Consider the following 24,813-nt stretch of genomic DNA (forward strand, 5'->3'; position numbering starts at 1 on the left):
GTGGCCGCTCAGGCTCAACAGGAAACCGCGCTCGACTCCCTGAGAGACAGAGAGATCAGCGTCGAACAGGAACACCTGGACCGGGTGTACCGGCGCCTCGAGGAGAAGATCCACGAGGCCGAGTTCCTCATGAACGACGCGGCCCAGCGCGGCCAGGTCGGCACGCCCGGCGCGCTCGCCGAGCGGGACGCCCAGGTCTTCCGGGCCGGCATACACCTCAGCCGGCTGAACAACGAGTTCGAGGACTTCCTCTTCGGCCGTATCGACCTGCTGCGCGGCAAGGACGGCAAGAAGGGCCCCGACGGCGCGTACACCGCCGTGGAGCCCGCCGAGGGCGCGGTCCGGGAGGACAACACCGCCGACATCGCCGAGACACTGCACATCGGCCGCATCGGTGTCCTCGACCAGGACTACGCCCCGCTGGTCATCGACTGGCGGGCCCCGGCCGCCGCTCCCTTCTACCGCTCGACGCCCGTGGACCCCGGCCGGGTCGTCCGCCGCCGGGTCATCCGCTCCAAGGGCCGCAAGGTGCTGGGCGTCGAGGACGACCTGATGCGCCCCGAGCTGACGGCCTTCCTCGACGGCCACGAGTTGCCCGTCATCGGCGACGGCGCCCTGATGGCCGCGCTCGGCCAGGCCCGCAGCCACACCATGCGCGACATCGTCGCCTCCATCCAGGCCGAGCAGGACCTGGTCATCCGCGCCCCCGCCGCCTCCGTGACGTACGTCGAGGGCGGCCCCGGCACCGGCAAGACCGCCGTCGCCCTGCACCGCGCGGCCTACCTCCTCTACCAGGACCGGCGCCGGTACGCGGGCGGCATCCTGATCGTCTCGCCGACCCCGCTGCTCGTCGCCTACACCGAGGGCGTGCTGCCCTCCCTCGGCGAGGAGGGCCAGGTCGCCATCCGCGCCATCGGCTCACTCGTCGACGGCGCCGAGGCCACGCTCTACGACCCGCCTTCCGTGGCCCGCGCCAAGGGCTCCTCCCGCATGCTCAAGGTGCTGCGCAAGGCCGCGCGCGGAGCCCTGGAGCTGAACGATCCACCGGCCCGGCTGCGCGTCGTCGCCTTCGGCCGCCGCCTGGAGCTGGAGGCCGAGCAGCTGGCGGGCATCCGCCGCGCCGCCCTCGGCGGCACCGCCCCCGTGAACCTGCTGCGCCCCCGCGCCCGCAAGCTCCTGCTGGACGCCCTGTGGGAGCAGTCCGGCGCGGCGGGCCGCCACACCGACCCGGAACTCGCCGCCGAGCTGCGCTCCTCCTTCGACGAGGACATCACCTCCGAGGACGCCTTCACCGCCTTCCTCGATGCCTGGTGGCCGGAGCTGACCCCGGCGGCCGTCCTGGACGCCATGGCCGACGAACGGCGCCTCGGCCGCTGGGCCCGCCGCATCCTCAACCCCGGCGAGATCCGCAAGGTCGCCCGCTCCCTCAGGCGCGACGGCCGCTCCGTGCACGACATCGCGATGCTCGACGAGCTCCAGGCCGTCCTCGGCGCCCCCGCCCGCCCCCGCAAGAAGCGCGAGCTCGATCCGCTCGACCAGCTCACCGGCCTGGAGGAGCTGATGCCGGTGCGCGAGGAGACGCAGCGCGAGCGCGCCGAGCGCCTCGCGCAGGAGCGCACCGAGTACGCGCACGTCATCGTCGACGAGGCCCAGGACCTCACCCCGATGCAGTGGCGCATGGTCGGCCGCCGCGGCCGGCACGCCACCTGGACGGTCGTCGGCGACCCGGCCCAGTCCTCCTGGTCCGACCCGGACGAGGCCGCCGAGGCCCGCGACGAGGCCCTCGGCACCCGCCCGCGCCGCCGCTTCGAGCTCACCGTCAACTACCGCAACCCGGCCGAGATCGCCGAGCTGGCCTCGAAGGTGCTCGCCCTGGCCATGCCCGGCTCCCAGTCCCCGAAGGCGGTCCGCTCCACCGGCGTCGAGCCCCGCTTCACGGTCGTGCGCGACACCTTGGCCGAAACCGTCCGTGCCGAGGCCGCCCGGCTGCTGGAGCGGGTCGACGGCACGGTCGGCGTCGTCGTCGCCATGCAGCGCCGCGAGGAGGCCCGGCGCTGGCTCGCCGGGCTCGGCGACCGGGTCGTGGCACTCGGCAGCCTGGAGGCGAAGGGCCTGGAGTACGACGCGACGGTCGTGGTCTCCCCGGCGGAGATCGCCGACGAGTCCCCGGCCGGTCTGCGTGTGCTCTACGTCGCACTGACCCGGGCCACCCAGCAGCTCACGGTCGTCTCGGCGGACCGGGACGAGCCGGACGCGGCGGGCGTACCGGACCTGCTCAGGGACTGATCCGGCCGCCCGGCGGACCGCGCCCTGATACCCAGGTGCCGGCGAAATGAACTCCCGGTACGGGAATCGCCTTACGGGATCTGTTTGTTAGCCTGGATGTGGCACCGGCCCGATCCAAGCCCCCGGGCCCAACCATCGTCGCTACGAGCGACCACTTGCCGCGAGGCGAGCATGGCGGGTCGGTGCCGCTTACTTCCCAAGAGACCCACGTCAGACGTGACGTGGGTCTCTTTTCGCTGGCTGGTTCCGCGAACAAAACGTTCGCAATCGAGGGTGGCTACCTGCTACTCAGCGGTAGGTGCGACGATCGGACGGCACAAATCAGCGTCAGGTGAAAGCAGAGGAAGTCGGCCATGGCAACGGCGCCCAGCGTCTCCTACTCGATGACGGTCCGGCTGGAGGTGCCCGCGAGCGGAACCGCCGTCTCGCAGCTCACCACCGCCGTGGAGTCCTCCGGAGGCTCGGTGACCGGCCTCGACGTCACCGCGTCCGGTCACGAGAAGCTCCGAATCGACGTCACCATCGCGGCCTCGTCGACCGCGCACGCGGACGAGATCGTCGAGGAACTCCGCGGCATCGAGGGCGTCACGCTGGGCAAGGTCTCGGACCGGACCTTCCTCATGCACCTCGGCGGCAAGATCGAGATGGCGTCGAAGCACCCCATCCGCAACCGTGACGACCTGTCCATGGTCTACACGCCGGGCGTGGCCCGCGTCTGCATGGCGATCGCCGAGAACCCCGAGGACGCCCGCCGCCTCACCATCAAGCGCAACTCCGTTGCGGTCGTGACGGACGGCTCGGCCGTGCTGGGCCTGGGCAACATCGGCCCGAAGGCCGCGCTGCCCGTCATGGAGGGCAAGGCGGCCCTCTTCAAGCGGTTCGCCGGCATCGACGCCTGGCCGATCTGCCTCGACACCCAGGACACCGACGCGATCGTCGAGATCGTCAAGGCGATCGCCCCGGGCTTCGCCGGCATCAACCTGGAGGACATCTCCGCGCCCCGCTGCTTCGAGATCGAGGCCCGGCTGCGCGAGGCCCTCGACATCCCCGTCTTCCACGACGACCAGCACGGCACCGCGATCGTCGTCCTCGCCGCCCTCACGAACGCGCTGCGCGTCACGGGCAAGGCGATCGAGAACATCCGGGTCGTCATGTCCGGCGCCGGCGCGGCCGGTACGGCCATCCTGAAGCTGCTGCTGGCCGCGGGCGTGAAGAACGCGGTCGTCGCCGACATCCACGGCGTCGTGCACGCCGGCCGCGAGGACCTCGTGGACGCCGCCCCCGACTCGGCGCTGCGCTGGATCGCCGACAACACCAACCCCGAGGGCCTGACCGGCACGCTCAAGGAGGCCGTGCGCGGCGCCGACGTCTTCATCGGCGTCTCGGCCCCGAACGTCCTCGACGGCGACGACGTGGCCGCCATGGCCGACGGAGCCATCGTGTTCGCGCTCGCGAACCCGGACCCCGAGGTCGACCCGGCAATCGCCCGCCAGACCGCGGCCGTTGTGGCCACGGGCCGTTCCGACTTCCCGAACCAGATCAACAACGTGCTGGTCTTCCCGGGTGTCTTCCGCGGTCTGCTGGACGCCCAGTCCCGCACGGTCAACACCGAGATGATGCTGGCCGCCGCGACCGCCCTGGCGGACGTGGTGACCGAGGACGAGCTGAACCCGAACTACATCATCCCGAGCGTCTTCAACGACAAGGTCGCGGGCGCGGTCGCCGGAGCGGTCCGGGAGGCCGCGAAGGCGGTCGGCGCGGCGGCGACGACCTCGCAGCCGTAGGGCGACAGCCCTGCGGCCGGCTGTGAGGATTGCCACGACTGGCCTGGCAACGGCGCGTCGGGGAACCCCACCCCTTGGGCCGCCCTCTATCGTGTCGGCCAGGCTCAGGCCCTCTTTTCGTGTGACTCCCAAGGGTGTTCTCACGACTCCTGCGGGTGCCGGATTGGCTTTCCCGCCGCAGGTAGAGGCAGGATGCGTCCCTGGGCGCGAGGGTCTGACGACGGACCCGGGTCCGGGGACTCACGGAGGACCCTGGCAGCATCGGCTTCGATCTGACGCCTCAACGGCAAGATGAACACGGGAGTAACAACATGAACCGCAGTGAGCTGGTGGCCGCGCTGGCCGACCGCGCCGAGGTGACCCGCAAGGACGCCGACGCCGTGCTGGCCGCGTTCGCCGACGTGGTCGGCGACATCGTCTCCAAGGGGGACGAGAAGGTCACCATCCCCGGCTTCCTGACCTTCGAGCGCACCCACCGTGCCGCTCGCACCGCCCGCAACCCGCAGACCGGCGAGCCCATCCAGATCCCGGCCGGCTACAGCGTGAAGGTCTCCGCGGGCTCCAAGCTCAAGGAAGCGGCCAAGGGTAAGTGACCTGGCCGTTCGTACGTCTCGGGACGACGTACGAGGCACAGTGACACCAAAGGGGCGGCCACCCGAACCGGGTGGCCGCCCCTTTGGGCATCACTGCGCGTGCTGTCCGAGCGCCTCGCCCGGTCTGGGTCAGCCGAGTGCCTTGCCCGGCAGCTCGACCTTCGCGCCCAGCTCCACGAGCTTCTCCATGCTGTGCTTGCCCGGGGGATGACCCCCGGACCCCCAGCCGGGCGGACGTGGCCCCGGGGTCGGGGTCAGCCGAGTGCCTTGCCCGGCAGCTCGACCTTCGCGCCCAGCTCCACGAGCTTCTCCATGCTGTGCTTGCCCGGGGGATGACCCCCGGACCCCCAGCCGGGCGGACGTGGCCCCGGGGTCGGGGTCAGCCGAGTGCCTTGCCCGGCAGCTCGACCTTCGCGCCCAGCTCCACGAGCTTCTCCATGAAGTTCTCGTAGCCGCGGTTGATGAGGCCGATGCCGTGGACGCGGGACGTGCCCTGGGCCGCCAGTGCCGCGATGAGGTACGAGAAGCCGCCGCGGAGGTCGGGGATGACCAGATCGGCGCCCTGGAGCTTGGTGGGGCCGGAGACGACGGCCGAGTGCAGGAAGTTGCGCTGGCCGAAGCGGCAGTCGGAGCCGCCCAGGCACTCGCGGTAGAGCTGGATGTGCGCGCCCATCTGGTTCAGGGCGGAGGTGAAGCCGAGGCGGGACTCGTAGACCGTCTCGTGGATGATGGACAGGCCCGTGGCCTGGGTGAGGGCCACCACCAGCGGCTGCTGCCAGTCGGTCTGGAAACCGGGGTGGACGTCCGTCTCCAGCGCGATGGACTTGAGCTGGCCGCCGGGGTGCCAGAAGCGGATGCCCTCGTCGTCGATCTCGAAGGCCCCGCCCACCTTCCGGTAGGTGTTCAGGAACGTCATCATCGAGCGCTGCTGGGCGCCACGGACGTAGATGTTGCCCTCGGTCGCCAGCGCGGCGGACGCCCAGGACGCGGCCTCCAGGCGGTCGGACAGCGCGCGGTGGGTGTAGCCGCCGAGTTTGTCCACACCGGTGATGCGGATCGTCCGGTCGGTGTCCATCGCGATGATGGCGCCCATCTTCTGAAGGACGCAGATCAGGTCCTCGATCTCCGGCTCGACAGCCGCGTTCGAGAGCTCGGTGACGCCCTCGGCGAGCACCGCCGTCAGCAGCACCTGCTCGGTCGCGCCGACGGACGGGTACGGCAGCCGGATCTTCGTGCCCCGCAGCCGCTGCGGGGCCTCCAGGTACTGCCCGTCCGCCCGCTTCTCGATCCGCGCGCCGAACTGCCGCAGCACGTCGAAGTGGAAGTCGATGGGCCGGCCGCCGATGTCGCAGCCGCCGAGGCCCGGGATGAACGCGTGGCCGAGGCGGTGCAGAAGGGGGCCGCAGAAGAGGATCGGAATACGGCTGGAACCCGCGTGGGCATCGATGTCAGCGACGTTCGCGCTCTCCACGCGCGTCGGATCCATCACCAGTTCGCCGGGTTCGTCCCCCGGACGGACCGTCACACCGTGCAGCTGCAACAGACCCCGCACGACCCGTACGTCACGGATGTCCGGAACATTGCGGAGCCGGCTCGGAGCGCTGCCCAGCAGCGCTGCCACCATGGCCTTCGGTACGAGGTTCTTCGCACCGCGGACACGGATCTCGCCCTCCAGCGGGGTTCCGCCGTGGACAAGCAGGACATCGTCGTTGACGGTCATGAATCTCGCGTTCCGTGGAGTCGGGCAGGGGCCAGGAGGGAAAGGGTAATCGCCCTCCACCCCCCTTCCGTAAGCCTGAGTCAGACCCAGCCACGTCATAGCTCTGTCACAACACGAACCGTTCCGTGCCGGGTACGTGGGGTCACGGTCACGTCCGTGCGCTCGGGACGCATCGGTGCGCCCTGAGCTGCGTTCACTCGCGTCCCCGCATTGGCTCCCCACGGGGAGGGAAGATGCGGGATCATGTCTGGCATGACCGAGGTGTCCTCGCTCACAGGGCGGTTGCTCGTGGCCACGCCCGCCCTGGCGGACCCGAACTTCGACCGCGCGGTGGTGCTGCTCCTCGACCACGACGAGGAGGGCTCTCTCGGTGTCGTCCTGAACCGCCCCACCCCGGTGGACGTGAACGACATCCTGGAGGGCTGGGGGGACCTCGCCGGCGAGCCCGGCGTCGTGTTCCAGGGCGGCCCGGTGTCGCTCGACTCGGCCCTCGGGGTCGCCGTCGTCCCCGGCGGCGCGTCCGGGGAGGCCGCCCCGCTGGGCTGGCGCCGGGTGCACGGCGCGATCGGCCTGGTCGACCTGGAGGCCCCGCCGGAGCTGCTGGCCTCCGCCCTCGGCTCCCTGCGGATCTTCGCCGGATACGCCGGCTGGGGGCCCGGCCAGCTGGAGGACGAGCTGGTGGACGGCGCGTGGTACGTCGTCGAGTCGGAGCCAGGTGACGTCTCCTCGCCGTCCCCGGAGAGACTCTGGCGCGAGGTGCTGCGCCGCCAGCGCAACGAGCTGGCGATGGTGGCGACGTACCCGGACGACCCTTCGCTCAACTGATGTCTGTGACCTTCAGTACCCTTGGGCCTATGAGCACTCTCGAGCCCGAGCGCGGGACTGGTACGGGGACCCTCGTAGAGCCGACGCCGCAGACCTCCCACGGTGACGGTGACCACGAGCGCTTCGCCCACTACGTCCAGAAGGACAAGATCATGGCGAGCGCCCTCGACGGCACCCCCGTCGTGGCGCTGTGCGGCAAGGTCTGGGTGCCGGGCCGCGACCCGAAGAAGTACCCCGTGTGTCCCATGTGCAAGGAGATCTACGAGTCCATGGGCTCCGGCGACGACGACAAGGGCAAGGGCGACAAGTAGGCCCGACCCGCGTGGCGTAAAGCCTCCAGGGTGCGTTTTGCGCGCCCTGGGGGCTTTTGTGCTGTCCGGGCGTTGCGCAGGATGCGTCTGCCGGTCACAGAGTGGTTGAGACCTCTTGTGGGCGTGTTCATGCAGTCCCTAGCCTCCGGGGTGTTGTGCACAGCGAAACCTTCATTGCGCATGTTGCAACACCCTTTCGGAGGAGCACTCCATGAAGCTGTCCGTCCGATACGCCGCGCTCACCGCGCTCGCCGCTCTCCTGGCCACCGCCTGCGCGCCCCAGACCTCCACGACCTCCTCCTCCGACAAGGACGAGAAGACCGGCACGCTGCGCGTGTGGCTCTTCCAGGAGGTCGGCAACACCCCCAAGGAGAAGGCCGTCGACTCCGTCGTCGCCGCCTTCGAGAAGGCCCACAAGGGCACCGAGGTCGACGTCGAGTACATCCCCGTCGACACCCGCGCCCAGCGCGTCAAGGCCGCCTTCAACGACCCCGCCTCCGCTCCCGACGTGATGGAGTACGGCAACACCGACACGGCCGGGTATGTGAGGGACGGCGGACTCCTCGACGTCACCGAGGAGTTCGGCGACTGGGACGAGGCGAAGGACACCGACCCGACGGCCAAGCAGTCGGTGACGGTGGACGGCAAGATCTACGGCGCCCCCTTCTACGTCGGCGTCCGCGCGCTCTACTACCGCACGGACGTCTTCGAGGAACTCGGCCTGTCCGTCCCGAAGACGATGGACGAACTGGCCTCCACCGCCCGCAAGATACGCGCGGCGAAGCCCGAGCTGTACGGGCTCGTGGTCGGCGGCGCCTACACCTACGGCGCGATGCCGTTCGTCTGGGCCAACGGCGGTGAACTCGCGAGTGGCAAGGGCGGTTCGTACGCCTCCGGCATCGACAGCCCGGAGGCCCGGACGGGCATCGAGGCGTACACGTCCCTCTTCGGCGACGACAACTGTCCGGCCGCCAAGTGCGCGGGCATGGGCGGCAACGACACGATCTCCGCGTTCGCCGCGGGCAAGGCCGGGATGGCGATCGGCGGCGACTTCAGCCACAGCGCCGTCGAGGCCGGGAAGGTCAAGGGCAAGTACGCCGTCGTCCCGCTGCCGGGGGTGAAGTCCGGCTCGATCGCACCGGCCTTCGCGGGCGGTAACAACATCGGCGTCCTGAAGAGCACGTCCCACCGCACACTCGCGGTCCAGCTGATGGAACAGCTCGCCTCCAAGAAGACCCAGACCGAACTCTTCGACGCGATGGGCTTCCTGCCGACCTTCACGGACGTCCGCCAACAGGTCGCGGCGAAGGAACCGTTCGTGAAGCCCTTCGTGCAGACCCTGTCGGCCGGCACGAAGTTCGTCCCCGCCTCACCCGCCTGGGCCCAGATCGACTCCTCGCTCGTCCTGCCCACGATGTTCCAGGAGATCATCAGCGGCAAGAAGGACGTGGCCGCCGCGTCCGAGGACGCCGCGAAGAAGATGAACACCGCGTTCGGCTCCGCCGGGTGATCCGGGTGAACGACAGCAGGGAACCGACCGGGGGCGAGGCGGCCGGATCCGGCTCGGCCGGGGCCGGTGCGGGTGGGGACGGCCCCGCACGGGCCACCGGCCCGGCGGGAGCCGCGCGCGACACGCTCGGCGGCCTTTCCGTGGCCGCTCCCCTGACCGTCACCGCGCCGCGGGCGGTGCCGGTGGGGCCGCCCGCGGGTCGCACTCCGTCGGCGGACGGTTCCGGCCAGGCCCCCGCCGCGCATCGTGGCGGGGCGCGGGGACGGCCTTCGGCCGGGGGCCCGTGCGGGGCCCGCCGAGGCACGGTCGGCAAGTCCCCGCTCGTGTCCGGCGGCTGGACACCGTGGCTCTATCTCGCGCCCGCGCTCGTCGTGCTCGGAGGGCTGCTCGTCTACCCCATTTATCAGCTCGGGCTGATCTCCTTCTTCGAGTACACGCAGGCGCAGGTCAGCGGTGGGGAACCGACGGTGTTCCGGGGGGTCGCGAACTACGCCGAACTGTTCGGCGATCCGCAGTTCTGGCAGGTGCTGCTCGCCACCGTGCTGTTCGCGGGCGCCTGCGTCGTGTGCACGCTGGCGGTCGGATGTGCCCTGGCCGTGCTGCTCACACGCGTCCGGGCCGTACCGCGGCTCGCGCTGATGCTGGCAGCCCTGGGCGCGTGGGCCACCCCGGCCGTGACCGGCTCCACGGTCTGGCTGTTCCTCTTCGACCCGGACTTCGGCCCGGTCAACCGGATCCTGGGCCTCGGCGACCACTCGTGGACGTACGGGCGTCTCAGCGCCTTCTTCCTCGTCCTGCTCGAAGTGGTGTGGTGCTCCTTCCCGTTCGTGATGGTGACCGTCTACGCGGGGATTCGCGCCGTGCCCACCGAAGTGCTGGAGGCCGCCTCCCTCGACGGCGCCTCGCAGTGGCGCATCTGGCGCTCCGTGCTCGCCCCGATGCTCCGGCCCATCCTGGTCGTCGTCACCATCCAGTCGGTCATCTGGGATTTCAAGGTCTTCACCCAGATCTACGTCATGACGGGCGGCGGCGGCATCGCGGGCCAGAACCTCGTGCTGAACGTCTACGCCTACCAGCAGGCGTTCGCGTCCTCGCAGTACAGCCTCGGCTCGGCGATCGGCGTCGTGATGCTGCTGATCCTGCTCGCCGTCACGCTGGTGTACCTGCGGCTGCTGCGCCGCCAGGGGGAGGAACTGTGAATCCACTGCGCGTACGTGTGCGCCGCCCGGGACGGCTGGCCGCCGAGGCCTCGGCTCTGCTGGTCGCGGTCGTCGTCGCCTTCCCCCTCTACTGGATGGTGCTCAGCGCCTTCAAACCGGCCGGGGAGATCGAGTCGAGCGAGCCCAGGCCGTGGACGCTCGCGCCTTCTCTGGACTCCTTCCGGCGGGTCTTCGGGCAGCAGGAATTCGGCCGTTACTTCCTCAACAGCCTCGTCGTCGCGGGGTGTGTCGTGATCGCCTCCGCGCTGATCGCGTTTCTCGCCGCGACCGCCGTGACACGATTCCGGTTCCGCCTCCGGACCACCTTGCTGATCATGTTTCTGGTGGCCCAGATGGTGCCCGTGGAGGCACTGACGATCCCCCTCTTCTTCCTCATGCGGGACTTCGGTCAGCTGAACACGCTGGGCTCGCTGATCCTGCCGCACATCGCCTTCTCGCTGCCCTTCGCGATCTGGATGCTGCGGGGGTTCGTGAAAGCCGTTCCGGAGGCCCTGGAGGAGGCCGCCTACATCGACGGGGCGAGCAGGGCGCGATTCCTGTGGCAGATCCTTTTCCCGCTCGTCCTGCCCGGCCTCGTGGCCACCAGCGTGTTTTCCTTCATCTCCGCCTGGAACGACTTCCTCTTCGCCAAGTCGTTCATCATCAGCGACACGTCCCAGTCGACGCTGCCGATGGCGCTGCTGGTCTTCTACAAGCCCGACGACCCGGACTGGGGCGGCGTCATGGCGGCCTCCACGGTGATGACCATTCCGGTGCTGATCTTCTTCGTACTCGTGCAGCGACGGCTGGTGTCGGGGCTGGGCGGGGCGGTAAAGGACTGACGTGACTGAACTGATTCCGACTCCCCGCAGCGTCGCCCCCGGTTCCGGCGAGGTGCGGCTGACGGCGCACTCCCGGCTCCACGCCGACACCGGGACGCAGGGCGTCGGCCACTGGCTGCGCACCGTCCTCTGGAAGGCCACCGGCCTGCCGCTGCGCGAGGGGCGGGCACTCGACGATGCCGGCGGCGACGGCATCGGGCTCCGAATCGACCCGGAACTCGGCCCCGAGGAGTACCGCCTCGTCAGCGACTCGACCGGCGTCCTCATCGAGGGCGGCGACCCGGCCGGTGTCTTCTGGGGTGCCCAGACGCTGCGGCAGTTGCTCGGCCCCGACGCGTACCGCCAGGCCCCGCTCAGCCGCGAACGCGCCTGGGCCGTGCCGTACCTGACGATCGAGGACGCCCCCCGATTCCGCTGGCGCGGCCTGATGCTGGACGTCGCCCGGCACTTCATGCCCAAGGAAGGGGTCCTGCGCTATCTCGATCTGATGGCGGCGCACAAACTCAACGTCTTCCACTTCCATCTGACGGACGACCAGGGCTGGCGCATCCAGATCGAACGGCATCCACGGCTCACGGAGATCGGCTCCTGGCGGGCGCGGACGAAAACCGGCCACTGGGCCTCACCACTGTGGGAGGAGAAGCCGCACGGCGGCTACTACACCCAGGACGACATCCGGGAGATCGTCGCCCACGCCGCCGCGCGGCATATCACCGTCGTCCCCGAAATCGACGTACCCGGCCACTCGCAGGCCGCCATCGCCGCGTACCCGGAACTCGGCAACACCGACGTCATCGACACGACCGCCCTCTCCGTCTGGGACACCTGGGGAATCAACCCGAACGTACTCGCCCCCACTGACAACACCCTGCGCTTCTACGAGGGCGTCTTCGAGGAAGTGCTGGAGCTGTTCCCGTCGGAGTTCGTCCACGTCGGCGGCGACGAATGCCCCAAGGACCAGTGGCGGCGGTCCGAGACCGCCCAGGCGCGCATCACGGAACTCGGCCTCGCGGACGAGGACGAGCTCCAGTCGTGGTTCATCGGGCACTTCGACAACTGGCTCTCCGCGCGCGGGCGCAGGCTCATCGGCTGGGACGAGATCCTGGAGGGCGGGCTGGCGAAGGGCGCGGCCGTGTCCTCCTGGCGCGGCTACGCCGGGGGCATCGCCGCCGCCCGGGCCGGCCACGACGTCGTCATGTGCCCCGAGCAGCAGGTGTACCTGGACCACCGTCAGGATCCGGGCCCCGACGAGCCGGTACCGATCGGGTGGGTGCGCACCCTGGAGGACGTCTACCGGTTCGAGCCCGTGCCGCCGGAGTTGACGCCCGAGGAGGCCCGGCACGTGCTCGGCACCCAGGCCAACGTGTGGACCGAGGTGATGGAGGACGCCGCACGCGTGGACTACCAGACGTTCCCCCGTCTCGCGGCTTTCGCCGAGGTCGCCTGGAGCGCCCTGCCCGCCCCGGCGGAACGGGACTTCGCCGGCTTCGAGCGCCGCATGACCGCCCACTACCGGCGGCTCGACGCCCTCGGCGTCGCCTACCGGCCACCCGCCGGCCCGCTGCCCTGGCAGCGGCGCCCCGGAGTGCTGGGCCGCCCGATCGACGGCCCGCCGCCCAACCGGTAGCACCGGGCCCCGCTACCGAACAGCTCGAACAGGCCACGGAAAATGCGCACAAGGGTCACCGAAAGTGCCAATCGCCACGCACTGGCAAACCCGTGCGAAAACGGACCATCTCCCCGGTGAGGTGGGCGAATGCCTCCTAGCGGACCCGTGTCTTCGGCTCTCGCCAAGATGTGCCAGAGTTGCCACGTCCGCCCTGTCAGCACGTACCGTACGGCAGCACAGGTGGGACCAGGTGGGGCAGCGGGAAGGGGCAGCCGGTTTGACCACGCACGCACCGCAGGCGGCGCAGGCCGTCACGCTGCCCACGACGCTGGACGAGGCCGTGGCGGCACTCACCGCAGTGCCCGCCGCCGTGCCCGTCGCGGGCGGCACCGACCTGATGGCCGCCGTCAACTCCGGGCAGCTCCGGCCCGCCGCGCTGGTGGGACTCGGCAAGATCAGCGAGATCCGCGGCTGGCAGTACCAGGACGGACACGCGCTGCTCGGCGCGGGCCTCACGCACGCGCGCATGGGCCGCCCCGACTTCGCGGCCCTGATCCCGGCGCTCGCCGCCGCCGCGCGCGCCGCGGGCCCGCCGCACATCCGCAACGCGGGCACCCTGGGCGGCAACATCGCCTCGGCCGCCCCCACCGGGGACGCGCTGCCGGTGCTGGCCGCCCTGGAGGCGACCCTGATCATCGCGGGCCCGGGCGGAGCCCGCCGGGAGATCCCGGTGTCGCACCTGCTGGCCGGGATGGACATGCTGCGCGCCGGTGAACTCATCGGCTACGTGCGCGTGCCGCTGCTGCACGCCCCGCAGGTCTTCCTGAAGGCGACCGGCCGTACCGGCCCGGGGCGCGCGGTGGCCTCCGTGGCCCTGGTCCTGGACCCCGCGCGCCGGGGTGTGCGCTGCGCGGTGGGCGCCATAGCGCCGATGCCGCTGCGGCCCCTGCAGGCCGAGCAGTGGGTGGGCCGGCTCATCGACTGGGACAACAACCGCGCGCTCGTTCCGGAGGCCCTGAACGCCTTCGGGGAGTACGTCGCCGCGGCCTGCATCCCCGACGCGGCCCCGGCCGAGGACGGCTCCGTACCGCAGCTTCCGCCCGCCGTACTGCACCTGCGGCGCACCGTCGCCGCGCTGGCCCGACGAGCACTGGGGAGGGCGCTGTCGTGACCGACGACCAGCACGGAGAGGGCACGCCCCGGGGCGGGAGCCGCTGGGACCCGCTGCCCCAGGGCGAGTACGACGACGGCGCCACCGCCTTCGTCGAACTCCCCGAGGGGGGCGTCGACGCCCTGCTGGCCGCCGACAGTCCCCTCGCCGCGCCCGGCCACGGCTACGTACCGCCGCAGATAACGGTCGACCCCGCCACGACCGCCGGAACCGACCCGGCGGCCCCGGGCGCGTGGCCGGTGCCCGGCGCGCCCGTCGACGGCGCCCAGTGGCACGGCCCGCACGCGGCACCCCGGCAGGGCCACGAGCAGGGCGGCCACCACCAGCCCGGACACGACACGGGGGAGCGGTCCTACGGCTCGCAGGCGCCGTACGGATCCGGCACGCCCTACGGCTCCGACGCGCAGGCGGGGCGGCACGGCGGGAACGACCGCTTCACGTACAACCCGGGAGCCACCGGGCAGTGGAACTTCGAGGAGGCCGCGACGGCGGAGACCGCGCCCGGCCATGACGTGACCGGTCAGTGGTCCATCCCCGTCGCCGGGGGCGACCTTCCGGACGAGTCGGGCGAGTTCACCACGTCCTCGCTGGTCGAGCAGTGGGGCGGCACCCCGCCGCCCACGCTGCCGGGCGGCGCGCCCGCGCCGTGGGCGACACAGGCGGCGGGCCGGCCGTGGGGGCAGCAGGTCCCGCACGACACGGCGGGGCAGGAGCAGGCCGGGCCGGGCTATCCGCACGGGCACGAGCAGGGCGGCGGGCACGGGCACGAGCAGCCGGGGGCTGCCGGACCGGCCTCCGGGTACGCACCTGACCCGGGCGCGCGGAGCCCCCACGCCCCGGAGCAGCAGCCCGCCGGGCCCATGCCGCAGGAGGCGGGCCCGGCGGCCGGTCACGCCCCGGGAGCGACCGACGGCAGCGGTCACGGGCAGTGGCCGGAGGGCGCGGAACAGGCGCCGCAGTGGCCGGAGGGCGCGGAACAGGCGGCGGAGTCGTCCGGCTTCGCCGGCCATGGGCCGGAGTCGTCAGGGTTGGGCGGCCACGGGCCGGAGATGCCCGGCGCCGGTCACGCACCCCAGCCGCCCGGCGGCGCCGACCACGCGCCGGAGCAGCCGGCGTTCGCCGACCACGGCGCGGAGCCGTCTGCCTTCGCCGGCCACCGCCCGGAGCAGCCGGCTTTCACCGACCACGGCTCGGATCCGCACGGCATCACGGAGCACGGCCCGGAGCCGCACGGCGTACCCGGCCACGGTTCGGAGCCGCACGGCGTGCCCCACCACGGGGCGGATCAGTCCGCTGCCACGGGCCACGGACCGGATCCGTCGACCTTCGCCGACCACCGCCCGGAGCAGCCGGCCTACGCCGATCACGGGCCGGAGTCGCACGGCGTGCCCGGCCAGGGGGCGGATCAGTCCGCCTTCGCGGACCACGGCTCGGAGTCGTCCGACTTCGCCGAACACCGCCCGCGGTCGCACGCCTTCACCGACCACCACGGCCCCGAGCCCTCCGGCCCAGCCGGACACGCGCCGGAGCCGTCGGGGCACGTCGGTGAGCCGACCGAGCACGCTGCTGCCGCCGATGACGCACCCGAACGGTCCGCGTCCCCCCAGCCGTACCCCGAGGCCCCGGGGGAGTCCCCCGGCGAGTCCGCGCCCGAGGCGCACGCGGAAGCCGCCGCGCACCCGCAGGCCGCCCAGGAAGCCTCACAGGACGCTCCCGGCCCCGGTGAGGCCGCTGAGGACGCCCCAGAGGCCGCAGAGGACGCTGACGCCCCCGCCGAGCCACCGGCCGGGCCCCTCCCGGCCGAGGCGGACCCGGACGCCGTGCCGGAGGCCGCCGACGGCGAGACCCCGAACGACCCGGCACCGCAGGACCCGTCCGCCGACTCGCACGACGCGGGCCGCACCGAGGGCGAGGCGTCCCAGGACGCGCCCTCCACCGTCCCGCAGGAGGAACACCCCCTCGCCTCCTACGTCCTGCGCGTCAACGGCACCGACCGCCCCGTCACCGACGCGTGGATCGGCGAGTCCCTGCTGTACGTGCTGCGCGAGCGGCTCGGTCTCGCGGGGGCCAAGGACGGCTGCTCGCAGGGCGAGTGCGGCGCGTGCAACGTCCAGGTCGACGGGCGGCTCGTCGCGTCCTGCCTGGTCCCGGCCGTGACCGCCGCCGGCAGCGAGGTCCGTACCGTCGAGGGCCTGGCCGAGGACGGCCGGCCGTCGGACGTGCAGCGGGCGCTCGCGCGCTGCGGCGCCGTGCAGTGCGGCTTCTGCGTACCCGGCATGGCGATGACCGTGCACGACCTCCTGGAGGGCAACCCGGCGCCCACCGAGCTGGAGACCCGCCAGGCGCTGTGCGGCAACCTGTGCCGCTGCTCCGGCTACCGGGGCGTGGTGGACGCCGTGCAGGAGGTCGTCGCAGAACGCGAGGCACATCGCGCGCCCGCCGACGGTGACACCGCCGAGGCCCGTATCCCGCACCAGGCGGGCCCGGGTGCGGGCAGCGTCAACGCGTCGGCCTTCGGCCCGCCCCCGGACCCGCACACTCCGGACCCGCACACTCCAGACCCGCATGACCAGCCCTACGGCCAGGACGGAGGCCCCGCGTGAGCAACGAAGCAGCCACCGCGCAGGCCGCACAGGCCGCGGAGGCCGCCCCCGCCCCCGAACCGCTGCCGCACGGCCTGGGAGCCTCCCTCCCGGCCGCCGACGCCCGCGCCAAGACCGAAGGCACCTTCCCGTATGCCGCCGACCTGTGGGCCGAGGGCCTGCTGTGGGCGGCCGTGCTGCGCTCACCGCACCCGCACGCGCGCATCGTGTCCATCGACACCTCCCACGCGCGCGAGATGCCCGGCGTACGCGCCGTCGTCACTCACGAGGACGTCCCCGGCAGCCCGCTGCACGGCCGCGGGAAGGCCGACCGTCCGGTCTTCGCCTCCGAGGTCGTACGCCATCACGGCGAGCCCATCGCCGCCGTCGCGGCCGACCACCCGGACACCGCGCGGATGGCCGCCGCCGCCGTCATCGTCGAGTACGAGGTGCTCGATCCGGTCACCGACCCGGAGCAGGCCTTCGAGGCGGAGCCGTTGCACCCCGACGGCAACCTGATCCGGCACATCCCGCTGCGCCACGGCGACCCGGAGGCGGCCGGCGAGATCGTCGTCGAGGGGCTGTACCGCATCGGCCGCCAGGACCCCGCGCCCATCGGCGCGGAGGCGGGCCTGGCCGTACCGCGCCCGGACGGCGGTGTGGAGCTGTACCTCGCCTCCACCGACCCGCACGCCGACCGCGACACGGCCGCCGCCGCCTTCGGCCTGGAACCCGAGCGGGTCAAGGTCGTCGTCACCGGCGTCCCCGGCGCCACGGCCGACCGCGAGGACCAGGGCTTCCAGCTCCCGCTCGGCCTGCTGGCGCTGCGGACCGGCTGCCCGGTGAAACTCACGGCCACGCGCGAGGAGTCCTTCCTCGGGCACACCCACCGGCACCCCACCCTGCTGCGCTACCGCCACCACGCCGACGCCGAGGGCAGACTCGTGAAGGTGGAGGCGCAGATCCTGCTCGACGCGGGCGCCTACGCCGACACCTCCGCCGACGCCCTGGCCGCCGCCGTCGCGTTCGCCTGCGGCCCGTACGTCGTCCCGAACGCCTTCATCGAGGGCTGGGCCGTACGCACCAACAACCCCCCGTCCGGCCACGTGCGCGGCGAAGGCGCCATGCAGGTCTGTGCCGCCTACGAGGCGCAGATGGACAAGATCGCCAAGAAACTCGGCATCGACCCGGCCGAGGTGCGGCTGCGCAACGCCATGGCGACGGGCGACGTGCTGCCGACCGGCCAGACCGTGACCTGCCCGGCCCCCGTCGCCGAACTGCTCCAGGCCGTGCGGGACTTCCCCCTCCCCCCGCTGCCCAAGGACACGCCCGAGGAGGAGTGGCTGCTGCCCGGCGGCCCCGAGGGCGCGGGCGAACCGGGCGCGGTGCGCCGGGGCGTGGGCTACGGCGTGGGCATGGTGCACATGCTCGGCGCGGAGGGCGCGGACGAGGTCTCCACGGCGACCGTGAAGGTCCACGACGGCGTGGCGACCGTGCTGTGCGCGGCCGTCGAGACCGGCCAGGGCTTCACGACCCTGGCCCGGCAGATCGTGCAGGAGACGCTCGGCATAGACGAGGTGCACGTGGCGCCGGTCGACACCGACCAGCCCCCCGCGGGCGCGGGCTGCCGGGGCCGGCACACCTGGGTGTCGGGCGGTGCGGTGGAGCGTGCGGCCAAGATGGTCCGCACGCAGCTCCTCCAGCCGCTCGCCCACAAGTTCGGCATGTCCACGGAGCTGCTCCAGATCACCGACGGCAAGATCACGTCGTACGACGGCGTCCTGTCGACGACCGTCACCGAGGCGCTGGACGGCAAGGAACTGTGGGCCACCGCCCAGTGCCGCCCGCACCCGACCGAGCCGCTGAACGAGGCCGGCCAGGGCGACGCCTTCGTCGGCATGTCCTTCTGCGCGATCCGCGCGGTGGTGGACGTCGACATCGAGATCGGCTCCGTACGGGTCGTGGAACTGGCCGTCGCCCAGGACGTGGGGCGGGTCCTGAACCCGGCCCAGCTGACCGCCCGGATCGAGGCGGGCGTGACCCAGGGCCTGGGCATCGCGCTGACCGAGAACCTGCGCACCCCGCGCGGCCTGATCCGCCACCCGGACCTGACCGGTTACGCCCTCCCGACGGCCCTCGACGCGCCCGACATCCGCATCGTCAGGCTGGTCGAGGAGCGTGACGTCGTCGCCCCCTTCGGGGCGAAGGCGGTCAGCGCGGTGCCGGTGGTGACGTCCCCGGCGGCCATCGCGTCCGCCGTACGGGCCGCCACGGGGCGCCCCGTGAACCGGCTGCCGATCCGCCCGCAGGCCGCGGTGGTCACGGAACGGTCCTGATGCCCGCACTGGACGGGGTCGTCCTGGTCACCGGTGTGATGGCGGCCGGCAAGTCGACGGTCGCCCAGGCACTGGCGGAGACCCTGCCGCGAGCCGCGCACGTCCGCGGGGACGTCTTCCGGCGCATGATCGTGTCGGGCCGGGAGGAGTACGTCCCCGCCGCCGGGGACGAGGCCGAGGCCCAGCTCCGGCTCCGGTACCGCCTCTCGGCGGCGACGGCGGACGCGTACGCCGAGGCCGGGTTCACGGCGGTCGTGCAGGACGTGGTGCTGGGCGAGGACCTGCGGACGTACGCCGGTCTGGTGCGCACCCGGCCGCTGTACGTGGTCGTCCTCGCGCCGCGGCCCGAGGCGGTGGCCGCGCGGGAGGCGGAGCGGCCCAAGACGGGATACGGCGCCGGCTGGACCGTCGGCACGCTGGACGAGGCGCTGCGCGCGCGGACGCCGCGCATCGGACTGTGGCTGGACACCTCGGAGCTGACGGTGCGGCAGACGGTGGAGGCGATTCTGGCGGAAAGGGAACGCGCCAGGGTCGTTTGAGCGTCATGTGAGGTGAGCGCGTCGCAGTCGTCGGGCGCGCGTCGCTGTTCCGGGGCGTTGTCAGTGGTGGGGCGTACTGTTCTGGGCAGTGGGGGACGGCTGCCGGGTCTGGCCGGGCGGACTGCCGTGCTCCGCCAGGGGACGGTGAGCAAGCACATGCGGGGGAGCCCATGAGTACGACCGATGCCGGTTCCGCGATGATCACCCTGACCGAGTCCGAGCTGGATCCGTGGGTGACGCACGCGTCGACGCGGCACTGGCTGACCGGACCCGGACTGCCGTGCGACAGCGGCGTGCTGAGCTTCGCCGCGCTGGGCCGGGAGGGTCTGCGCACGGTAGCGGACTCGACGGGCGATCCGGAGGACCGGCTGTCGGCGGAGCTGCGCGAGCAGCTCGTGATAGGCGGACTGCTCGGCCCCGGCGGCCTGGAGACGGAGTCGGTCCTGCTGGACGGCGCGACGGGCGAGATCTCGACGACGTACTTCCTGCACGACTGCCCCGACCTGATGGACCGCCGCCCCCTGGCGCCCTCACTGCGGACGCTGGTGCGCTTCGCCGAGGCGACGGACGAACTGGCGGGCCTGCGCGGCCAGTTCGCCTCCTATGCGGGCCGCTTCGGTCCGAAGGCGGTGGCGGAGGCGTCCCAGCACCTGCTGGCGGTGTTCCGGGACGGGACGGACGGCGAGCCGGCCCCGTTCTGGAAGATGGCGGCGCTGATCCGCCCGCTGTCCCTGGTCGCGGGCCGGGGCGGCGCCTCCGGCCTGTCCCTGGACCTCCCGCACCGCCTTCTGGACCAGGAGTTCGGCCCCGGCAAGGTGGCCCGCTTCGAGGACGTCGACTTCCCCGCGACCCTCACGCACGAGCCGACCCGCCGCTTCCTGCGCGAGGTGGGCCTGCCGGAGGACGCCCACGTCTTCTCTCTGGACACGGACGTCCCGCTGGCGACGCTGGCCGAGTACCACGCCGACACGGACGGCCCGGCGGAGCTCCCCTCCGGGGCCCACCGCCTGATACGCCTCGGCCATCTCGTCGAGGACAACAGCCTGGTCATCGACGGCGTGACGGGCGCGGTCCTGAACTGGAGCGAGCCCGAGGCGACGCTGTCACCGCTGAACACGGACGTGTCGACCCTGGCGTTCACCCTCTGGCTGCTGCACCGCGAGCGGGCGATCGACGCCCAGTCCGACCACGAGCTGACGACCGACACCTACGACCAGTTGGCCATGACGATGCTCCAGGTGCTCTCGGCGGTCGACCCGACGGGCGTCACGGCGGGCAGGTCGGGCCGTCACTACTGGACGGACGCGTTCCAGGACGAGGCGGGCGGGGTGTTGTAGGAACGGGGTGCCGTACGACCGGGTCCACGCGCCGGAGTGTGGTCCAGCCGGCCCAGCCACGCTGCTCCAGCAGCTCGATGAACCGACGGGTGGCCGGCACGGTGTCGAAGACGAGCCTGTCCATCAACTCCGCGAGCGCGGGCTCGATGCCGGCCGGGTCGCCGAGGTACTCATCGCCCCGCTCGTCGGCCAGGTTCGTGACGTAGGCGGCCACCCGGTCGGCCAGCTCGACGAGCTGCGGGTCGTCGTCGCTCCGGTCGAGCGCCTCACCCAGATCCAGATAGAACGCGACGAACTCCGGATCGGCGATCTGCTCCTGCTTGCGCGCGACCCATTCCGCCATTAGCCCGGGCGAGCGCGCGGCCAGCGGGATCCAGCCGTCGCGCTCGGCCTGGACGATCCGCTCGTCGACGCCGAGCGCCCGCAGCCGGTCGAGGAAGGCGACGACCTCCGGGGGCAAGGCCAGACTCTCCCCGGAGACCAGGCGAGCGATCCGCTCACGATGCCGCTGCCGCTGCTGGATCTCCGCCTCCAGCCGCCTGTCGATGTCCGCGACGGCGGAGACGAACTCCTCGTCGTCGGCCTGGAGCAACTCCCGCACGCGCGCCAGCGGAACCCCGGCCTCGGCGAGAGTCCGGATCCTGATCAGCTCCACCACGGCGCCGGCGTCGTACCGCCGATAACCGGAGTGGTCCCGCTCGGGCTCCGGCAGCAGTCCCCTGGCGTGGTAGTGCCGCACCGTGCGCACGGTCACTCCGGCATACGCCGCCAGCTCGCCGATGGTCAGCATGGGACCAGTCTGACTTCTGGTTCAGGTGGCCGGCCCGCCGACCGGCTGGTGTCCGTTCCGGATGATTCCGGCGATGGCCGGGGCGTGGGTGAAGACCAGCCGGTGATCGGCGTCGAGCCAGGAGGCGGAGATGTCCGGCCGTTCGCGCACCAGCCGTTCGATGCCGGCGCGCCAGAGCCGGTTGTGCCGAGGTGCCCGCCCTTCGCAGCTGTCACCGGCGATCGCGGCAGACATGATCATGCGGACCGGCAGGTCGATCTCCCGGTACCGGCCGAGGATCCCGGACCGGACCACGTCCATCTCAAGGTTCAAGTCCATGATGTCCCTGCCGGTGAGCGACACCTGACGCGCGGCATCCCCACCCCTCTCGCCCGCCAGGTCGTCCGCCATCGCGCGGAACTGCGCCAGGTCGACGCCGGTGATGAACGGTTCGGGCAGCGGGTTCGCCCCGTCGATGAGAACGAGTTGGGCGACACGGTCAGGACACTCGGCCGCATAGTGCACGGCCAGATCCGCGCCCAGCGAGTAGCCCACGAGCAGGGGCGGTGAGGGGAGGTCGAGCTCCGCCAGCACGGCACGGAGATCGCCCAGGAACGCGTCGAAGCAGTACCGTTCGGCGGCCGAGGCGAGGCCATGCCCCCGGAGATCGAAGGTCACCACGTCGTACTCGCGCCGCAGCAACTCGGTCAGCTCCTGCAGATCGGCCTGTGTGCAGTTCAGCCCAGGGCAGAGGATCAGGGGGCGTCGTCCCTGGCCGCCACGGCACACGGGGATGGTGACACCGTCGTGCCGAACGGTGAAGTGCCTCGTGGTGCTGTCGTCTCTCGCAGTCATGCGGCCATGCTGGGACGTTGCCCCTGCGTCAGGGTCAAGGCGGGACGCGTGAACCGAGCGGTGATCCGGGCCTCGCCCCCACCCGGCTGCTCCCGTTGCGCCCTGATTGCGCCCTACCCCGCTCCCGAACGCAGCCACATGCTCGGTTCCATGGGGGATTCAGGAGAGTCGACCGTCATCCCGTTATCCGACCCGGACGGACACCGGCAGCAACCACCGGGGGCGCCGCAGCCGTGGGAGAAGACCGACCGGGCCCAGGCCGCGCTGGAAGGCGCCACCGGCCCCGAACCGCCCGCTCCACCCGTCTGCCCCAACTGCGGACTGGTGGGTGACCGGCGTGTCACCTACTACGGCTGGCACGTCCTCCTCGAACCGGACATGCCGGTGCCCGCGCACATGGTGCCCGCCTGGCACCGCTGGTACGTGGATTCCAACGGGACGGCGTGGAACAGCCGCGAGGACGAGCCCGCGCCCGGTGCGGTGTGCCGAGTACCGCATCGGATCGCCTGCCCCGGGCTGAGGCTCGAGGAGGTCGGCCTCTGGCGATGGCTGGACGCCGTACGAGCGGAGAACGCACGCCGGGCCCAGCGACGGGCCGATCGTGAAGCCGACCCGGGAGCCCTTCCGAATGCCGGCTGACGAGGCCCTCACCGCCTCGTCCGCCTGCGGATGGAGGCCGTGGCGGGATTCGAACCCACGTAACTCGCTTTGCAGGCGAGCCCCTGAACCACTCGGGCACACGGCCGGGACCGAGGTCGGGGCCCTCGACCCAGCGAGCTCATGGCCCTGTTCGTTCTCGGTGCCGTGACCATAAGTCGGGCGGTTGCCGGGGCTCAAGGGCATCCGGCGGGGTGCAACGCGACTGCCATACGCCGTTCATGGAAGGGGATGTCCGAAAGGAGGGGCGTACGACCAAGGTCCCAGGAGGGGACCGTCTCGCGACAGGGGTCAAAGTGTCGCGTGGACCTTACGCTGGCGGTCATGACCGTGCCGGAGCCGCGTGATGCAGATGTCGTGGATGCCGATGACCTGCCATCCGTCCCGGCGGTGGACGAGACCGTGCTGGGGCGGGCGTACCGGGCGCTGAGCTTCGGGATCGTCTCCGTGGTGCTGCTCATCGCCTTCGAGGCGACGGCGGTCGGTACGGCGATGCCCGTCGCGGCGCGGGAGTTGGACGGGGTGCCGTTGTACGCGTTCGCGTTCTCCGGATACTTCACGACCAGTCTGTTCGGGATGGTGCTGTCCGGGCAGTGGTCGGACCGGCGTGGGCCCCTCGGGCCGTTGACGACGGGCATCGCCTCCTTCGGGGCCGGGCTGTTGCTGTCGGGGACCGCCGGGGCGATGTGGGTGTTCATCCTGGGGCGGGCCGTGCAGGGACTCGGCGGCGGGCTGGTGATCGTCGCGCTGTACGTGGTCGTCGGGCGGGCGTATCCGGAGCGGCTGCGGCCGGCCATCATGGCCGCGTTCGCCGCGAGCTGGATCCTGCCGTCGATCGTCGGCCCGCTCGCCGCCGGCGCGGTGACCGAGCAGCTCGGGTGGCGATGGGTGTTCATCGGGATCCCCGTGCTCGTCGTCTTTCCGCTCGCGCTCGCACTGCCGCAGATACGGCGCCGTGCGTCCGGACCGGTGTCGGCACCGGAGCCGGACTCGGACTCCTCTGCTCCCGGCCGACCCCCCTCCCTCAACCGCCGCCGCATCCGCCTGGCCCTGGCCATCTCCCTCGGTGCCGGCCTGCTCCAGTACGCCGCCCAGGACCTGCGCCCGCTCTCGCTCGTGCCGGGCGCGGCCGGACTGGCCCTCCTGGTGCCGGCCGTGCTCGGGCTGCTCCCGCGCGGCACCTACCGGGCCGCTCGCGGGCTGCCCTCCGTCGTGCTGCTGCGCGGCGTCGCGGCGGGCTCCTTCATCGCCGCGGAATCCTTCGTGCCGCTGATGCTGGTGACGCAGCGCGGGCTCAGTCCGACACTGGCCGGGTTCTCGCTCGCCGCGGGCGGTGGGACGTGGGCGCTGGGCTCGTGGGTGCAGTCGCGGCCGCGGTTCGAGCCGTACCGGGAGCGGTTGACGACGCTCGGCATGCTGCTGGTGGCGGCGGCCATCGCCACCGCGCCGAGTGTGCTGATCGACTCCGTGCCCGTCTGGACCGTGGCCGTCGCCTGGGCGTTCGGCTGCTTCGGCATGGGCCTCGTCATCTCGTCCACGAGCGTGCTCCTGCTCCAGCTCTCCGCCCCCGAGGAGGCCGGCACCAACTCCGCCGCCCTCCAGATCTCCGACGGCCTCTCCAACGTCGTGCTGCTCTCCGCCGGCGGCGCCGCCTTCGCCACCCTCGGCGGCGGCACGGTGACGCACACCACCACCGACACCACCGCCTCCCATCCCGCCGCCTTCACCGCGGTGTTCCTGCCGATGGCGGTGGTCGCGCTGGTGGGGGCCTGGGTGACCACGCGGCTGCGGGAGCGGTGAGGAGCGCTTCCCCGCTGTGACGTGGATCCCACCCGGGCATGACCCGGGCTTGTCCGCGCATGGGCAGTGGTGGGGCGCCGGTAGGGTG

19 protein-coding genes and 1 tRNA gene are annotated in these 24,813 nt (G+C 72.1%); 16 read left to right on the forward strand and 4 right to left on the reverse strand.

The genetic code is table 11. The features are described from left to right. The 3 genes from SCNRRL3882_RS25120 (at position 1) to SCNRRL3882_RS25130 (ending at position 4,663) form a co-directional block, all read left to right on the forward strand. Positions 1 to 2,286, forward strand: a complete 2,286-nt coding sequence (locus tag SCNRRL3882_RS25120) for a HelD family protein (RefSeq protein WP_010039910.1) — start codon at positions 1 to 3, stop codon at positions 2,284 to 2,286. Between the two features lie 353 nt (positions 2,287 to 2,639). Next, positions 2,640 to 4,070 carry an NAD-dependent malic enzyme gene (locus SCNRRL3882_RS25125; RefSeq protein WP_010039911.1) on the forward strand — a complete coding sequence of 477 codons (1,431 nt, stop codon included), beginning with the start codon at positions 2,640 to 2,642 and terminating at the stop codon, positions 4,068 to 4,070. 311 nt (positions 4,071 to 4,381) lie between these two features. Further along, the gene (locus SCNRRL3882_RS25130; protein WP_003990598.1) at positions 4,382 to 4,663 is read left to right on the forward strand and encodes an HU family DNA-binding protein; all 282 of its coding nucleotides are present in this window, start codon (positions 4,382 to 4,384) and stop codon (positions 4,661 to 4,663) included. A gap of 379 nt (positions 4,664 to 5,042) precedes the next feature. Here the strand turns inward: SCNRRL3882_RS25130 and murA are convergent, their stop codons facing one another. Further along, on the reverse strand, positions 5,043 to 6,383 hold the full coding sequence (murA, locus tag SCNRRL3882_RS25135; protein WP_010039912.1) for a UDP-N-acetylglucosamine 1-carboxyvinyltransferase: 1,341 nt from the start codon (positions 6,381 to 6,383) through the stop codon (positions 5,043 to 5,045). 252 nt (positions 6,384 to 6,635) lie between these two features. Here murA and SCNRRL3882_RS25140 point away from each other — a divergent pair, with 252 nt between their 5' ends. From SCNRRL3882_RS25140 to SCNRRL3882_RS25190, 11 genes are all read left to right on the forward strand, one after another. Beyond that, a complete protein-coding gene (locus SCNRRL3882_RS25140; protein ID WP_010039913.1) occupies positions 6,636 to 7,208 on the forward strand; it encodes a YqgE/AlgH family protein in 573 nt (190 codons plus the stop codon). Positions 7,209 to 7,237: 29 nt separating this feature from the next. Beyond that, positions 7,238 to 7,519 carry a DUF3039 domain-containing protein gene (locus SCNRRL3882_RS25145; RefSeq protein WP_010039914.1) on the forward strand — a complete coding sequence of 94 codons (282 nt, stop codon included), beginning with the start codon at positions 7,238 to 7,240 and terminating at the stop codon, positions 7,517 to 7,519. 211 nt (positions 7,520 to 7,730) lie between these two features. Further along, positions 7,731 to 9,029 (forward strand): extracellular solute-binding protein, encoded by a 1,299-nt coding sequence (locus tag SCNRRL3882_RS25150; RefSeq protein WP_010039915.1) that lies wholly within the window; start codon positions 7,731 to 7,733, stop codon positions 9,027 to 9,029. 323 nt (positions 9,030 to 9,352) lie between these two features. Beyond that, a complete protein-coding gene (locus SCNRRL3882_RS25155) occupies positions 9,353 to 10,228 on the forward strand; it encodes a carbohydrate ABC transporter permease (RefSeq protein ID WP_029181166.1) in 876 nt (291 codons plus the stop codon). After that, positions 10,225 to 11,070 carry a carbohydrate ABC transporter permease gene (locus SCNRRL3882_RS25160; RefSeq protein ID WP_010039918.1) on the forward strand — a complete coding sequence of 282 codons (846 nt, stop codon included), beginning with the start codon at positions 10,225 to 10,227 and terminating at the stop codon, positions 11,068 to 11,070. The genes SCNRRL3882_RS25155 and SCNRRL3882_RS25160 overlap by 4 nt, the downstream gene beginning before the upstream one ends. A 1-nt stretch (position 11,071) precedes the next feature. Continuing rightward, positions 11,072 to 12,697 (forward strand): beta-N-acetylhexosaminidase, encoded by a 1,626-nt coding sequence (locus SCNRRL3882_RS25165; RefSeq protein WP_010039920.1) that lies wholly within the window; start codon positions 11,072 to 11,074, stop codon positions 12,695 to 12,697. Between the two features lie 259 nt (positions 12,698 to 12,956). Beyond that, complete coding sequence (locus SCNRRL3882_RS25170; protein ID WP_010039921.1) at positions 12,957 to 13,850, forward strand: FAD binding domain-containing protein; 894 nt, start codon at positions 12,957 to 12,959, stop codon at positions 13,848 to 13,850. Further along, a complete protein-coding gene (locus SCNRRL3882_RS25175; protein WP_010039922.1) occupies positions 13,847 to 16,453 on the forward strand; it encodes a 2Fe-2S iron-sulfur cluster-binding protein in 2,607 nt (868 codons plus the stop codon). The genes SCNRRL3882_RS25170 and SCNRRL3882_RS25175 overlap by 4 nt, the downstream gene beginning before the upstream one ends. After that, on the forward strand, positions 16,450 to 18,768 hold the full coding sequence (locus tag SCNRRL3882_RS25180; RefSeq protein ID WP_010039923.1) for a xanthine dehydrogenase family protein molybdopterin-binding subunit: 2,319 nt from the start codon (positions 16,450 to 16,452) through the stop codon (positions 18,766 to 18,768). The genes SCNRRL3882_RS25175 and SCNRRL3882_RS25180 overlap by 4 nt, the downstream gene beginning before the upstream one ends. Next, the gene (locus tag SCNRRL3882_RS25185) at positions 18,768 to 19,307 is read left to right on the forward strand and encodes an AAA family ATPase (RefSeq protein ID WP_010039924.1); all 540 of its coding nucleotides are present in this window, start codon (positions 18,768 to 18,770) and stop codon (positions 19,305 to 19,307) included. The genes SCNRRL3882_RS25180 and SCNRRL3882_RS25185 overlap by 1 nt, the downstream gene beginning before the upstream one ends. A gap of 170 nt (positions 19,308 to 19,477) precedes the next feature. Next, positions 19,478 to 20,644 carry an SUKH-4 family immunity protein gene (locus tag SCNRRL3882_RS25190; RefSeq protein ID WP_010039925.1) on the forward strand — a complete coding sequence of 389 codons (1,167 nt, stop codon included), beginning with the start codon at positions 19,478 to 19,480 and terminating at the stop codon, positions 20,642 to 20,644. On the opposite strand, the gene SCNRRL3882_RS25195 is transcribed toward SCNRRL3882_RS25190, so the two are convergent. Continuing rightward, complete coding sequence (locus SCNRRL3882_RS25195) at positions 20,574 to 21,434, reverse strand: MerR family transcriptional regulator (RefSeq protein WP_010039927.1); 861 nt, start codon at positions 21,432 to 21,434, stop codon at positions 20,574 to 20,576. The genes SCNRRL3882_RS25190 and SCNRRL3882_RS25195 overlap by 71 nt on opposite strands. Positions 21,435 to 21,455: 21 nt before the next feature. Further along, entirely contained in the window at positions 21,456 to 22,268 is an 813-nt protein-coding gene (locus SCNRRL3882_RS25200; protein WP_010039929.1) for an alpha/beta fold hydrolase, read from the reverse strand. Between the two features lie 150 nt (positions 22,269 to 22,418). Between SCNRRL3882_RS25200 and SCNRRL3882_RS25205 the strand changes: the two genes are divergently transcribed. Further along, a complete protein-coding gene (locus tag SCNRRL3882_RS25205) occupies positions 22,419 to 22,907 on the forward strand; it encodes a DUF6083 domain-containing protein (protein WP_029181168.1) in 489 nt (162 codons plus the stop codon). Between the two features lie 31 nt (positions 22,908 to 22,938). Here SCNRRL3882_RS25205 and SCNRRL3882_RS25210 read toward each other — a convergent pair. Beyond that, a tRNA-Cys gene (locus SCNRRL3882_RS25210) sits at positions 22,939 to 23,013 on the reverse strand. A gap of 236 nt (positions 23,014 to 23,249) precedes the next feature. Here SCNRRL3882_RS25210 and SCNRRL3882_RS25215 point away from each other — a divergent pair. Next, positions 23,250 to 24,725: an MFS transporter gene (locus SCNRRL3882_RS25215; protein WP_029181169.1), complete on the forward strand. Its 1,476-nt coding sequence runs from the start codon at positions 23,250 to 23,252 to the stop codon at positions 24,723 to 24,725. The last annotated feature ends 88 nt before the right edge of the window (positions 24,726 to 24,813 follow it).

Origin of the sequence: Streptomyces chartreusis NRRL 3882 (genome assembly GCF_900236475.1) — a bacterium.
GTDB classification, from domain to species: Bacteria; Actinomycetota; Actinomycetes; order Streptomycetales; family Streptomycetaceae; genus Streptomyces; species Streptomyces chartreusis_D.